This is a genomic window from Flavobacterium anhuiense, assembly GCF_001705175.1.
GTDB classification, from domain to species: Bacteria; Bacteroidota; Bacteroidia; order Flavobacteriales; family Flavobacteriaceae; genus Flavobacterium; species Flavobacterium anhuiense.
Genome location: NZ_CP016907.1, coordinates 950996 through 964400, shown reverse-complemented (window position 1 = coordinate 964400; position 13405 = coordinate 950996). Strand labels below are relative to the sequence as shown.

The 13405-nt window shown below is 34.2% G+C and carries 13 protein-coding genes; 9 read left to right on the top strand and 4 right to left on the bottom strand.

Translation table 11 applies throughout. From position 1 onward, the window contains the following. The first annotated feature begins 70 nt into the window (after window positions 1-70). Together BB050_RS04025 and dnaG are read left to right on the top strand one after the other, a co-directional pair. Window positions 71-1099 carry a hypothetical protein gene (locus tag BB050_RS04025; RefSeq protein WP_066032701.1) on the top strand — a complete coding sequence of 343 codons (1029 nt, stop codon included), beginning with the start codon at window positions 71-73 and terminating at the stop codon, window positions 1097-1099. A gap of 129 nt (window positions 1100-1228) precedes the next feature. After that, window positions 1229-3301, top strand: coding sequence for a DNA primase (gene dnaG / locus BB050_RS04020; RefSeq protein ID WP_008467170.1), 2073 nt, complete (start codon window positions 1229-1231; stop codon window positions 3299-3301). A gap of 96 nt (window positions 3302-3397) precedes the next feature. Here the strand turns inward: dnaG and BB050_RS04015 are convergent, their stop codons facing one another. Continuing rightward, window positions 3398-4027, bottom strand: a complete 630-nt coding sequence (locus BB050_RS04015; RefSeq protein ID WP_008467169.1) for a response regulator transcription factor — start codon at window positions 4025-4027, stop codon at window positions 3398-3400. Between the two features lie 92 nt (window positions 4028-4119). Then, a complete protein-coding gene (gene nadE, locus BB050_RS04010) occupies window positions 4120-4926 on the bottom strand; it encodes an NAD(+) synthase (protein WP_066032700.1) in 807 nt (268 codons plus the stop codon). Window positions 4927-5025: 99 nt separating this feature from the next. Here nadE and gldB point away from each other — a divergent pair, with 99 nt between their 5' ends. Both gldB and gldC read left to right on the top strand, forming a co-directional pair. Continuing rightward, complete coding sequence (gene gldB / locus BB050_RS04005) at window positions 5026-5982, top strand: gliding motility lipoprotein GldB (protein ID WP_066032699.1); 957 nt, start codon at window positions 5026-5028, stop codon at window positions 5980-5982. Further along, window positions 5982-6314 carry a gliding motility protein GldC gene (gene gldC, locus BB050_RS04000; protein ID WP_008467164.1) on the top strand — a complete coding sequence of 111 codons (333 nt, stop codon included), beginning with the start codon at window positions 5982-5984 and terminating at the stop codon, window positions 6312-6314. The genes gldB and gldC overlap by 1 nt, the downstream gene beginning before the upstream one ends. A 95-nt stretch (window positions 6315-6409) precedes the next feature. Here the strand turns inward: gldC and yihA are convergent, their stop codons facing one another. Both yihA and BB050_RS03990 read right to left on the bottom strand, forming a co-directional pair. Continuing rightward, window positions 6410-7030 carry a ribosome biogenesis GTP-binding protein YihA/YsxC gene (gene yihA, locus BB050_RS03995; protein WP_066032698.1) on the bottom strand — a complete coding sequence of 207 codons (621 nt, stop codon included), beginning with the start codon at window positions 7028-7030 and terminating at the stop codon, window positions 6410-6412. Window positions 7031-7072: 42 nt separating this feature from the next. Then, the gene (locus tag BB050_RS03990) at window positions 7073-7837 is read right to left on the bottom strand and encodes an alpha/beta fold hydrolase (protein WP_008467162.1); all 765 of its coding nucleotides are present in this window, start codon (window positions 7835-7837) and stop codon (window positions 7073-7075) included. 377 nt (window positions 7838-8214) lie between these two features. Between BB050_RS03990 and BB050_RS03985 the strand changes: the two genes are divergently transcribed. The 5 genes from BB050_RS03985 to BB050_RS03965 are packed head-to-tail and all read left to right on the top strand — an operon-like array spanning window position 8215 to window position 13400. After that, window positions 8215-8688: a division/cell wall cluster transcriptional repressor MraZ gene (locus BB050_RS03985; protein ID WP_035691746.1), complete on the top strand. Its 474-nt coding sequence runs from the start codon at window positions 8215-8217 to the stop codon at window positions 8686-8688. After that, window positions 8663-9571 (top strand): 16S rRNA (cytosine(1402)-N(4))-methyltransferase RsmH, encoded by a 909-nt coding sequence (gene rsmH, locus BB050_RS03980; RefSeq protein ID WP_192811813.1) that lies wholly within the window; start codon window positions 8663-8665, stop codon window positions 9569-9571. The genes BB050_RS03985 and rsmH overlap by 26 nt, the downstream gene beginning before the upstream one ends. Before the next feature lie 21 nt (window positions 9572-9592). Next, window positions 9593-9940 (top strand): FtsL-like putative cell division protein, encoded by a 348-nt coding sequence (locus BB050_RS03975; RefSeq protein WP_066032697.1) that lies wholly within the window; start codon window positions 9593-9595, stop codon window positions 9938-9940. Further along, on the top strand, window positions 9931-11940 hold the full coding sequence (locus tag BB050_RS03970) for a penicillin-binding protein (RefSeq protein WP_008467158.1): 2010 nt from the start codon (window positions 9931-9933) through the stop codon (window positions 11938-11940). Before BB050_RS03975 ends, BB050_RS03970 begins: the two co-directional genes overlap by 10 nt. Further along, complete coding sequence (locus BB050_RS03965; RefSeq protein ID WP_066032696.1) at window positions 11937-13400, top strand: UDP-N-acetylmuramoyl-L-alanyl-D-glutamate--2,6-diaminopimelate ligase; 1464 nt, start codon at window positions 11937-11939, stop codon at window positions 13398-13400. The genes BB050_RS03970 and BB050_RS03965 overlap by 4 nt, the downstream gene beginning before the upstream one ends. Window positions 13401-13405 lie beyond the last annotated feature (5 nt).

The following is a 13405-nucleotide window of genomic DNA, read 5'->3' as shown; positions in this document are numbered from 1 at the left end:
TCACAATTCACCATTAATAATTAAAAAATCATCATCAATCAAATATTCAATCAATTTAAAACAATCAATCATGAGAAATTTTACCATTTATCTTATACTTTTCTTCTTTTTAATAGTAAGTAAAGTAGTAGGGCAAGAGACATTTGAATCTGAAGCAAAAAGAATTGCTAATAAAATCGAAAAAATTACCAAAGAGGAAAAGGAAGCTTTAAAAGAAGAGGTTGAAGCTGTAAATGTTCAGTTATCTGAAGGGAAAATTACCCAAGAACAAGCCGACAAGCGCAAAAAAGAACTGGCGGAAGCAAGAGCTGTAATCATTGAGGAAAAGGTGACTCTGGCCCAAAATGAGTTAAATGATTTGGTTCAGAAAAAAGTAGACGGAAAAATAAAAGAAGATTCCGCAAAGGTGTACATGATTCGCTGGAAGTCATATAGCCATCATAAAGATTCTATTCGCAGTGAAAAGAGAACAACATCTCAATTCGTATTTGCAATGGGATTAAATAATATGATGGTCGACGGAAAACTTCAGGACTCAAATTATAAATTTATGGGATCGCATTTTTACGAGTGGGGATTTACATATAATTCAAGACTGATGAAAAATGATAATCTGCTTCATGCCAAATACGGACTTTCGTTAATGTACAACAATATACGTCCAACAAATAACAAAAGTTTTGTGGTAGATAACGAACATACAAATCTGGTTGAAAATCCAGTGCATTTAACTGAGTCTCGTTTTAGAAATGTGTATCTGGTTGCGCCTGTGCACTTAGAATTTGATTTTACAAGACCAATAGAACGCGACGGGAAAACGTATTTTAAAACCCATAAAAGTTTCCGTTTCGGAATTGGTGGTTATGCGGGAATTAACGTAAAATCAAAACAGATTTTAAAATTTGAAGAAGAAGATTTAAAATACAAAACTACTATAAAAGGCGATTACAATGTAAATAATTTTATTTACGGTCTGAGTTCGTATATCGGTTATAGAGAATTGAGTTTATACTTTAAATACGATTTAAACCCATTATTTCAGAATAATCTAGTAAAAGAGAATAACATTTCGTTAGGACTTCGTGTAGATTTGAACTAAAATTACTGGTCGTTTAGTTAGTGAAAAAAGCATCTATTTTTGAGATGCTTTTTTGGTTTAAAATGACTAAAATTCCAACAAGATTTGCGTATTTTTGCTAGCTCTCAACTTTTAAAATTTTAATATACTTTGATTTCACAAAGCACCATTGACGCTGTTTTCGAAACTGCTCGAGTAGAGGAGGTTATTGGCGATTTTGTCAATTTAAAACGTGCAGGAAGTAATTTTAAAGGTTTAAGTCCATTCTCAGATGAGCGTTCGCCTTCGTTCATGGTTTCGCCCGCAAAAGGAATTTGGAAAGATTTTAGTTCTGGAAAAGGAGGAAATTCTGTTGCCTTCCTGATGGAGCATTCTCATTTTACTTATCCAGAAGCCATTCGTTATTTAGCTAAAAAGTACAATATCGAAATTGAAGAAACCGAACAGACAGAAGCAGAAAAAGCCAATACGGATATTCGAGAAAGTATGTATTTGGTTTCCGAATTTGCGGCAAAGTATTTTCAAGATGTTTTGTTGAATTCTGAAGAAGGAAAAGCCATTGGTTTGTCGTATTTCAAAGAAAGAGGATTTACCAACGAGACTATTAAAAAGTTTAATCTGGGATATTCTCCAGAAACTTGGGATGCTTTTACCAAAGAAGCGTTAGGAAAAGGCTATAAATTAGAATTTTTAGAAAGTACAGGTTTAACCATTCCAAGAGAAGACCGTCCTTTTGACCGATTTAAAGGGCGTGTAATGTTCCCGATTCAAAGTATGTCGGGACGTGTTCTAGGTTTTGGAGGGCGTATTTTAACAAATGATAAGAAAGCGGCAAAATATCTCAATTCGCCAGAAAGTGACATTTACCATAAAAGTAAAGTGCTTTACGGAATTTATCATGCAAAACAATCTATAGCCAAACAAAACAATTGTTATTTGGTTGAAGGTTATACTGATGTAATTCAGTTTAATCAGGCTGGAATCGAAAACGTTGTGGCATCCTCTGGAACAGCATTAACTCCAGATCAGATTCGCTTGATCAATCGTCTGACGCGAAATATTACAGTTCTTTTTGATGGAGATGCAGCTGGTTTAAGAGCTTCTATCAGAGGAATCGATTTGATTTTGGAAGAAGGAATGAACGTACGAGTTTGTTCTTTTCCTGACGGAGAAGATCCAGACAGTTTTGCCCGTAAAAATTCGCATGACGATTTAGTTGCCTACTTAGAAAGCAATAGTAAAGATTTTATACAATTTAAGGCTTCGATTCTGATGGGCGAAGCTAAAAATGACCCAATAAAAAAGGCTGAGCTGATTCGTGATATGGTTGGAAGTATTTCAAAAATACCAGACCGCATTCAGCGTGAAGTTTATATTCAGGAATGTGCCCGAATTATGGATATTTCGGAGCAGGTCTTGACGAGTACTTTAGCACAGCTGATTCAGAAAGATATAGCTGACGCCAATAAAAAGCAGAAGCAGGAACAAAGGCCTTTTGAGGTGGTTAGAAATCAGCCTCCGCAAGCGGGGACATTTTCAGGAGGAGATCCAGAAGATCCTAGAACAGGTCCGCCAGAAGGTTATGATTATCCAGGAGATCCAGGATATTATCCGCAAGGGCAAACTCAAAAAGTAGATATTTTATATGGTTTTGAAAGGAAAATCATTGAGATTTTACTATTATATGGCAGTGTTGTAGAGAGTTTTGAGGATGTGTACTTAAAGGCAGACGAAGAAGGGAATGTAAAAGAAGTTTCGGAGAAGAGACAATATAAAGTTTTTGAAAAAATATATTTGAGTCTTCAAGAAGATGAGGTAGAACTGTCGAATACCTTGTTTCAGAATATTTACAATAACATTATTGCTTTTTACAATCAGAATGAGACTTTTAGTTTAGATAAATATTTGATGCATCTTGAGCCTGAATTTGCGCAAGAGGTGACCAATATTTTAATGGAAGATGAAAGGCTGACCATTCATAATTGGGAAGGGCAGAATATTTTTCCAAAACATAAAAGCGAAACCATAGAACAGAATGTTTCTGATACTATATTTTCTATGAGATGGTATTTGGTGTCTGGAATTATCGCAGAATTAAAGAATTCTCTTTTGACCAATCCGCAAGAAGATAATTCAGAAATTTTAAGTATGGTGATCGATTATTCTAAACTGCTGAATAATTTTTCGAAAAAATTAGGCCGAGTAGTGGTGCCTTATCACTAAAAAAGAGAAAAACTCTATCTAATCTGATTAATCAAAAAAGATAGAGTTTTTATAAAGTTTTGATTAGTTTAAATTTTAAGCTAATCGATTTTGTAATTAAATAATTTCTAAAGTCTTAGCTTTGTTTACTAAGTCAACTAAATTAGTAACATTTAATTTTGTTAATAATCTTAGTTTGTAAGTACTGATCGTTTTTTCGTTCAGATTTAAGATTTTAGAGATTTCATTGTTTTTCTTACCATCACTTAAGTAACGTAAAACCTCGATCTCTCGGTTAGAAAGTTTTCTGTACAGACGCTCGCTTTTACTTTGTTTAGCGATAAGTGCCATGTTTTTGCGTACTGTTTCGTTGATGATAATTTTTCCTTCGTGTACTTTAATAATAGAATGACCTAATGTTTCAAGTTTTTCTGTTTTGTGTACATACCCAGAAACTCCTGCTTTAATTGCATTTGGAGCATACATTTGCTCAGCAAGATCACTGAAAATAACAATTTTTGTTTTTGGGAAATTTTTCAGGATTGATTTAATTTCGAAGATACTTGAAAGACCTTCTAATTCTAAATCTAAGATTAGAATATCGATTTCCTTCGTTTGAAGAATATCTCTAACCATTGAAAAATTGCCTACGTTGGCAACAATTGAAATTTGATCGTGGTCTTTGAAATAAGACTTAACGCCAAAGTGCGTCACAGGATGATTGTCTGCTAGACATACTTTAATCATAATTTTTACCTTTTTTAGAATTGTTCATGTTTTTGGAACGGTAAAATTAATAAATAAATTCTGTAATAACTCGCAGAGAATGTTAAAATGTGTTATTTTAACGTTTTTGGTATCAAACAAACTGGAATTGGATCCATTTTATGCTTGTTGCTGGTGTTTAATCGTTTATAAATTTCAAAGACAGATTTTTCTCTCCCTTCAAAGTCAGATGCCGTCTTTCCTGACTCCGCGGCCAACATTGCCCATTCTAGTTCATCATAACTTGCTCCCAATTGGTCTTCATCGGTACGATTATCGCCAAATAATCCATCAGTAGGTGCAGCTGTTAAAATTGATTGCGGAATTTGCAAAAATTCTCCCAAAGCGTATACATCAGATTTCATTAAATCAGCAATCGGACTCAAATCTACGCCGCCATCTCCATATTTTGTGTAAAAACCAACGCCAAAATCTTCTACTTTGTTTCCGGTTCCAGCAACCAATAAACCATGAAGTCCCGCTAAATAATATAAAGATGTCATTCTAAGACGAGCACGAGTATTGGCTAAAGCTAAATTTACTTTTGCAGTATCTTCTGTTGATGGAACAGCGCTTTTGAAAGATTCAAAAACTCCTGTCAAATCAGTTTGAACCTCAGAAACATTCGGGAAACGTCTCTTAAGCTGTTCAATATGTTCTTTCGCTCTATTAACTTGACTTTCTGCCTGATGAATTGGCATTTCGACGCATAAAACATTCAGTCCTGTCTGTGCGCATAAAGTTGAAGTTACTGCAGAATCTACACCTCCCGAGATTCCAATTACAAAACCGTTTACTTTTGCATTAGTAGCGTAATTTTTTAACCACTCTACAATGTGCGTATTTACCTTTTCTGTCTGAATTGTGCTTTTTTTAGCCATAATAGTTTAAGTTTTAAGATGCAGGGATGTATATTTGCAGAATTATTTTGAGTATGCAACTGCTTAAAATTCTGATAACACAAATCTAATTAAAATAAAATGAAAATTTATCGCTTTGCAGTGGTTCTGTGCCTGTTTTTTTTGTCTTGCAACCAAAAAAGTAAGGTTGAAAAAGAAGTAGAAGAAATTCCTGTTGATATTAAAGTAGAACGATTTGATAAGGTGTTTTTTGAAACTAAACCGCAAGATCTTCCAAAAATAAAAAAAGAGTATCCGTATTTCTTTCCTGGTAATGACGATAATGTTTGGATTCAGAAAATGAATGATCCGATCTGGAGAGAAGTTTACGAAGAAGTTCAGAAAAAATACAGCAATTTTGAACCTGTTCGCCAAGAGTTTAATGAGCTTTTTCAGCATGTAAAATATTATTTTCCTAAAACAAGAATTCCGAAGGTAATTACTGTTATTGGAGAAATGGATTATAATGCGAAATCAATTTATGCAGACAGTCTCGTAGTTGTAGCTTTGGAATTATATTTAGGGAAAAACCATAAATTTTATGAGTTTCCAAATTACTTAAAAGAGAACTTTGAAGAAAGACAAATTATGCCAGATGTGGTTTCTAGTTTTTCGTATCGAAATATTCCAAATTCTATAGATAAGAGTTTTGTCGCTCAAATGATTTTTGAAGGGAAGCAGCTTTACGCAAAAGATTTACTGATTCCTGAATATACAGACGCTGAAAAAATAGGTTATACACCAGAGCAAATAAAATGGTGTGAAGAAAATGAAGCCTATATGTGGCGCTATTTTATAGAAAATGAAATGCTTTACAATGAAGATCCGAAATTGAAGGCACGATTTATAGCTCCAGCACCTTTTTCTAAATTCTTTTTGGAAATTGATAACGATTCTCCAGGGCGAGTGGGAGCTTGGATTGGCTGGCAGATGATACGTTCTTACATGAAAAATAATAGTAATGTTTCTTTGGCTGAGTTATTTAAGCTTGAGCCAAAAGAAATCTTCGAAAAATCAAAATATAAACCTAAGAAATAATGGCAAATATAAACTCAGAGATTAAATTTAATATAGAATTGGACGAAAACCGCGTTCCAGAAAAACTAACATGGAGTGCGCAGGACGGTGGAGTTCAAGCTGAAGAAGCAAAAGCAATAATGCTGTCAATTTGGGATAGCAAAGCAAAAGAAACCATGCGTATCGATTTGTGGACAAAAGATATGCCGGTAGATGAAATGAAAATTTTCTTCCACCAGACTTTAGTGGCTATGTCTGACACTTTCAAGCGTGCAACAGATGATGAAAAAATGTCTGATACCATGAAAGATTTCTGCGATTACTTTGCAGAAAAACTAGAACTTACGAAATAGTTAATTTTCAAATATAAGAAATCCCAAATTCCAATTGTAAACTTGGAATTTGGGATTTTTTATTATGAGTTTATTTTTAATTTGGAATTTAAATTTTAAAATCCAGAGTTGTTTTTAAAAACTTCCTGATTCACTTGGTCAATATAAGATAAAAGCTCTTCTTTTCCGATTGATTCTGTAGATGAGGTTACAAAATACTGCGGCATTTCGGCCCAGTTGTTGGCAAACATTTGTTTTTTGTAAGCTGCAATATGCGAATCTATTTTAGTTTTGCCAATTTTATCCGCTTTCGTAAAAATAATGCAGAATGGAATTTCGCTTTCGCCCATATAAGACATAAATTCAATGTCAATATTTTGTGCTTCGTGACGAATGTCAATTAAAACAAAAGCACAGACTAATTGTTCTCTGTTTTCGAAATAATCTGTAATGAACTTCTGGAAAACTGATTTTGTTTTTTTTGAAACCTTAGCGTATCCGTAACCTGGTAAATCGACCAAAAACCAATTGTTGTTGATTTTGAAGTGGTTGATTAATTGTGTTTTTCCTGGTCTTGCAGAAGTTTTTGCTAAGTTTTTATTGTTGGTAAGCATATTGATTAAAGATGACTTACCTACGTTTGATCTTCCTATAAAAGCATATTCTGGCAAAAAATCCTTCGGACATTTTGATGCGTCAGAATTGCTGACAATAAATTCGGCGGTATTAATTTTCATATTCCTTCGTTTTAAAACCTCCTAAAAAATAAATTTTAACGGCTATAATTTCTTTTCAATAAGCCATTTTTCAAGAATTTCATTAAATTCCTGAGGATGCTCCATCATTGCTGCGTGACCGCATTTGTCAATCCAGTATAAAGTTGAATTGGGTAGTAATTTGTCAAATTCTTCTGCTACATTTGGAGGTGTTACAGAGTCGTTTCTTCCCCAAATAATGCAAGTTTCAACGTCCATTTTTGGCAAATCTTTAGCCATATTATGGCGGATTGCACTTTTTGCAATGGTTAAAGTTTTAATTAATTTGATGCGATCGTTAGCCGTTGCGTAAACTTCATCAATCAATTCAGGAGTTGCAATTTTTGGGTCATAGAATACAGCTTCAGCTTTTGTTTTGATGTATTCATAATCGCCTCTTCGTGGGTAACTGTCTCCCATTGCGCTTTCGTAAAGTCCAGAACTTCCTGTGATTACAAGTCCGGCAACTTTTTCTGGATAAAGTTTTGTGTGATACAAAGCAATGTGTCCGCCTAGCGAATTTCCTAGAAGAATAACTTTGTCAAAACCTTTAAAAGTGATAAAGTCTTTTACGTATTTCGCAAAACTTTTTACGTTCGTTTTTAAAATGCTTTGAGTATATATTGGCAAATCTGGGATAACAACTTTATATCCTTTCGTTGGGAAATATTGTGCTACACCATCAAAGTTACTAAGACCTCCCATTAAACCATGCAGAATAACGATCGGAGTTCCTTCTCCAGCTTCAAAATAGCTGTATTTGCCTTCTTTTTTATAGTGTTTGTCCATCTAATCTAATGCCAATTTCAATTTCGACAAATATAGGGTTAATTCAACAAAAATGAATTTTTGATGCCATTTTTTAACTAGATAATTTGAGTAGAATTTGTAAATGGTTAAAAATCAGTAATTAAATGCATATTTCGCAAAATATTCAAATGTTAAGAAACATGCATTATAATCAATTTTTTAAGAAAATTAGCGCATTATTTTTTTGAATGATTAGCGTATTTGAGAATCCGTTAATTAATAGTTAAGGTATTGATTGATTGTTGATTATGAAAAGTGGTAGTAAAGTGGTTAAACTTATTAACAAAGTGGTATAAAGTGGTAAAATGTGGTAATATTTTTTATATTTTTGCTGTATAACATGTTAACTAGTTTTTTTGAACACAATTGTTGGAACATATGAGTGTAAAGTCGATGCTAAAGGAAGGCTAATGATGCCTGCTCCTTTAAAAAAGCAATTGACTGCTTCTCTTCAAGACGGATTTGTTTTGAAGCGCTCTGTTTTTCAGCCGTGTTTAGAGTTGTATCCTATGGTAGAATGGGATGCGATGATGAAAAAAATCAATAAGCTTAATCGCTTTGTAAAAAAGAACAACGATTTCATTAGAAGGTTTACTGCTGGTGTTAAAGTGGTTGAGGTTGATGCATTGGGAAGATTACTTGTACCAAAAGACTTAGTGACTTTTGCAAGCATTTCTAAAGATGTGGTTTTTTCATCTGCAGTTAATATAGTTGAGATTTGGGATAAAGATTTATACGAAAAATCAATAAGCGGCGAAGATATGGATTTTGCAGATTTAGCCGAAGAAGTAATGGGAAATATTAATGACGACGAAGATGGAATATCATAATCCGGTTTTGCTTCATCCAACAGTAGATGGTTTAAATATTAAACCTGATGGTGTGTATGTAGATGTTACGTTTGGAGGCGGTGGTCATTCAAAAGAGATTTTAAGAAGATTGGGGCCAAACGGAAGGCTGTTTGCATTTGATCAAGACGAAGATGCGCTTGCTAATGCATTGCCAGACGAAAGGTTTACTCTTATAAATGAGAATTTTAGATTCATAAAAAGATTTTTACGTTTTCACGGAGTAAAAGCGGTAGACGGAATCTTGGCAGATTTGGGAGTTTCATCACATCAGTTTGATGTTCCTGAAAGAGGCTTTTCAACAAGATTTGATGCCGAGTTAGATATGCGGATGAGTCAAAGAAATGATTTAAATGCTTATCGAGTGGTTAACGAATATGAAGAACAGGATTTACGTCGTGTTTTTTTTGATTATGGGGAGTTGAAAAATGCACCGGTTTTAGCAAGAACAATCGTTGAGGCAAGAAAAGATTATCCAATCAAAACAACCGAAGAGTTGAAAGAAGTTTTGAAAAGATTCTTGCCAGAAAAAGTTCGAAATAAAGTATTGGCTCAGATTTATCAGGCAATCAGAATCGAAGTTAACCAAGAAATGGATGTTCTAAAAGAATTTATAGAGCAGTCATTGGAGATTTTAAAACCAGGAGGAAGATTTTCAGTAATCTCGTATCATTCTTTAGAAGATCGTTTGGTAAAAAGATTTATTAAAAACGGAATGTTTGAAGGAGAACCAGAAAGAGATTTTTACGGAAACTTTTCAGTTCCATTTAAAACTATCGGAAAACTGATTGTTCCAGATGATGAAGAAATTAAGATTAATAATAGAGCAAGAAGTGCCAAATTAAGAGTCGCAGAAAAGCTATAATATATATTAAGGTAGGAAATAATGAAAAGTGGCGTATTTAGCATATTAAAAGCAAGATTCCTGATCCATGAAGATGCAGTAAAAAATTGGCGATTTATTGTCTTTATCATTTTGCTGGCCATTTTGATGATTGCCAATACACAGCGATATGAACAAAAGGTTTTTGAAATCGCCAAATTAAATAATGAAGTAAAAGAATTGAGATCTGAATTTGTTGATCGACGTTCAGAATTGATGAAGTTAAAAATGGAGTCAACCATCTCGGATAAAATGTTAGAAAAACAAATTTTTCCGTCGACGGTTCCTCCAGTAAAAATAGAAGTTACAAAAGAAGAAGAAAAAAGTTTCTTTAAAAGAATATGGCAGTAGACGATAAACATATATCCTACAGAATTTACCTCGTAGCAGTTTTCATCTTTTTGATGGCAATTGCTATTGTTGTTAAATTAACCAATATTCAATGGGTTGAAGGAGATTATTACAGAAAACTGGCTAAACAACGTACGGTGAGAAACTTTGTGATTCCTGCCAATAAAGGAAATATTTACTCTGCTGACGGAAGTTTACTGGCAACATCGATCCCGAATTATGAAATTCGTTTTGATGCCAAAGCGCCAAAAACAGAAACTTTCGAAAAGTATGTAAAACCATTGTCAGATTCTTTGGCAACAGTTTTAGATAAGCCAAGTAGCTATTTTCAGAAAGAACTGCGAAAAGCGCGCGAAAATAAAAACCGTTATTATTTGATAGCTCGTAAGCTGAGCTATACCGAATATGTAAAAATAAAAAGTTTTCCATTATTCAATCTAGGAGCTTTTAAAGGAGGGATTATTGTTGAGCAAGAAACAGTTAGAAAGCATCCGATAGGGAAAATTGCTGAAAGAACGATTGGTTATGATCGAATTGATCCTGCGACTGGAGTAGAGGTAGGGAAAGGAATTGAGTGGGCTTTCAAAAGTTATCTGAACGGAAAAGACGGCAAAATTCTAAAGCAGAAGATTGCAAAAGGGCAGTGGAAACCAATTCGTGATGTTAATGAAGTAGATCCAATTGATGGTTACGATGTGATCTCAACTATAGATGTTTTCATTCAGGATATTGCACATCATGCTTTGTTGAAACAATTAGAAGATTACGAAGCAGATCATGGTTGTGTGGTAGTAATGGAGACACAAACAGGTCATGTAAAAGCAATTTCAAATTTAGGAAGAGCAGAAGACGGATCGTATTATGAAACGACAAATTATGCTATTGCCGAATCTCATGAACCTGGATCAACTTTCAAGCTAGTTGACTTAATGGCGATTTTAGAAGATAAAGTGGCAGATACAAGTACGGTTTATGACAGCCATAACGGTGTAGTCAAATATTATGGAAGATCGGTTCGTGACTCGCATAATGGAGGTTATGGAAAAGTTTCATTAGCACGTGGATTTGAACTTTCGTCAAACACTGTAATGGTTCAAGCGGTTTATGATAATTACAAAAATAACCCTTCAAAGTTTGTTAACCATATCAACAGTTATGGATTAAACAAGACATTGGGATTGCATTTTAAAGGAGAAGGAAGACCATATATTCCTCAGCCAGGAGACAAGCATTGGTCAGGAACTACGCTTCCGTGGATGGCTTTTGGTTATAACGTTTCGGTTACACCAATGCAAACTTTGGCATTGTATAATTCAATTGCAAATGATGGTGTAATGGTAAAACCGCAGTTTGTATCTGAAATTAAGGAATGGAACAAAACCATCAAGAAATTTGATGTTGAAGTTATAAATCCGAGAGTTTGTTCGCCAGAAACATTAAAGAAAGTGAAGGCGGTATTGCTTAATGTGGTAAAGAAAGGGACAGGTTCTAAATTGTATTCGAAGGATTTTTCGATGGCAGGAAAGACAGGAACAGCTCAAATGAATTATGGAGGGAAAGAAGGAAAATCAGCCTTGTATTATGCTTCTTCATTTGTGGGATATTTTCCGGCTGATCACCCGAAATATTCTTGTATTGTGGTAGTTCATAAACCGAATACAGCTAAGAATAATTATTACGGAGCAGACGTTGCAGGACCAGTTTTTAAAAGAATCGCACAAAAGATTTTTACGGATGCACCTTCGACAAATAAAATTAAAAAATTAGATACTAGAATTCCAAAACAGGATGCTAGTTATGATAAATATACGGCTGAGGCTAATAAAAAATTGAATCAGATTCCGAATTTAAAAGGAATGCCAGGAATGGACGCGATTGCTTTGCTGGAAAATTTAGGTTTGAAAGTAAAAGTAAATGGAATAGGGAAAGTAAAAAATCAATCGATTCAAGCTGGAACTAGTATAAGCAAAAACACAACAATTGTATTAGAATTATCGTGAAAGTATTAAAAGACATATTATATAAAGTAGCTATTGAATCTGTAAAAGGGTCAACAGATGTGGCTATTCAGAAAATTGAATTTGATTCACGTAAAGTTGAAACAAATGATGTTTTTGTGGCAATCAGAGGTTCGCTTTCAGATGGACATAATTATATAGAGAAAGCAATCGAGCTTGGAGCAAAAGCAATTATTTGCGATACGCTTCCTGTAAATACGGCTAATGATGTAACGTATATTCAGGTAAAAGATACCAATGCGGCTTTGGCTTTTATGGCGGCTAATTATTTTGGAGATCCTTCTGCAAAACTAAAATTGGTTGGCGTAACAGGTACAAACGGAAAAACGACAATTGCGTCATTGTTATTTCAATTGTTTGAAAAAGCGGGTTTTAAAGTTGGCTTGTTGTCTACTGTCAAAATTGTAGTTGATAAAACCGAATATCCTGCAACGCATACAACGCCAGATTCTCTGACTATTAACCATTATTTAAATGAAATGGTTGAAGCTGGAGTTACACATTGTTTTATGGAGGTAAGTTCGCACGGAATTCACCAGAAACGTACAGAAGCGTTGCATTTTGTAGGTGGAATTTTCACGAATCTTTCGCATGATCATTTAGATTACCACCCAACGTTTGCTGAATATAGAGATGTTAAAAAATCATTTTTCGACTCACTTCCAAAATCAGCTTTTGTGTTATCTAACATCGATGACAAAAATGGTTCGGTAATGTTGCAAAATACAGCTGCTAAAAAACTGACTTATGCTTTAAAATCATATGCAGATTATAGAGCTCAGATTTTGGAAAGCCAATTGTCTGGATTATTATTAAAAATTAATGACAATGAAGTTTGGGTAAAACTGATTGGTACTTTCAACGCATATAATGTTTTGGCTATTTACGGAACTGCGGTAGAGTTAGGGATTGATAGTTTAGAAGCGTTACGATTACTGTCTGATTTAGAGAGTGTTTCGGGTCGTTTTCAATACATTGTTTCAGATGGTGGGATTACGGCTGTTGTAGATTATGCACATACGCCAGATGCATTGGAAAATGTTTTGAAAACGATAAATGATATTCGCACTAAAAACGAACAGTTAATTACTGTAGTAGGCTGCGGAGGAAATCGCGACAGAACAAAACGTCCGATTATGGCAAAAATTGCTTCAGATTTGAGTGATAAAGCGGTTTTGACTTCGGATAATCCAAGAAATGAAGATCCAGAAGTTATTCTGGATGAAATGGAACAGGGAGTTGAGCCACACAACTATAAAAAAATGCTGAGAATTACAGATAGAAAACAGGCAATTAAAACAGCTTGTCAATTGGCTCAAGCAAAAGATATCATTCTAATTGCTGGAAAAGGACACGAAACTTATCAGGAAATAAGCGGTGTTCGTCATCATTTTGATGATATGGAAACGGTAAAAGAAATATTAGAACAACTAAATAAATAAGAAAA

Bases quoted from the DNA above. Each gene is read 5' to 3' on its own strand.
- rsmH (WP_192811813.1), top strand. From the start codon at position 8,663: ATGACGACGAAGATGGAATATCATAATCCGGTTTTGCTTCATCCAACA.
- BB050_RS03990 (WP_008467162.1), bottom strand. From the start codon at position 7,837: ATGGACAAACACTATAAAAAAGAAGGCAAATACAGCTATTTTGAAGCT.
- BB050_RS04015 (WP_008467169.1), bottom strand. From the start codon at position 4,027: ATGATTAAAGTATGTCTAGCAGACAATCATCCTGTGACGCACTTTGGC.
- BB050_RS04025 (WP_066032701.1), top strand. From the start codon at position 71: ATGAGAAATTTTACCATTTATCTTATACTTTTCTTCTTTTTAATAGTA.
- yihA (WP_066032698.1), bottom strand. From the start codon at position 7,030: ATGAAAATTAATACCGCCGAATTTATTGTCAGCAATTCTGACGCATCA.
- BB050_RS03970 (WP_008467158.1), top strand. From the start codon at position 9,931: ATGGCAGTAGACGATAAACATATATCCTACAGAATTTACCTCGTAGCA.
- BB050_RS03975 (WP_066032697.1), top strand. From the start codon at position 9,593: ATGAAAAGTGGCGTATTTAGCATATTAAAAGCAAGATTCCTGATCCAT.
- gldC (WP_008467164.1), top strand. From the start codon at position 5,982: ATGGCAAATATAAACTCAGAGATTAAATTTAATATAGAATTGGACGAA.
- nadE (WP_066032700.1), bottom strand. From the start codon at position 4,926: ATGGCTAAAAAAAGCACAATTCAGACAGAAAAGGTAAATACGCACATT.
- gldB (WP_066032699.1), top strand. From the start codon at position 5,026: ATGAAAATTTATCGCTTTGCAGTGGTTCTGTGCCTGTTTTTTTTGTCT.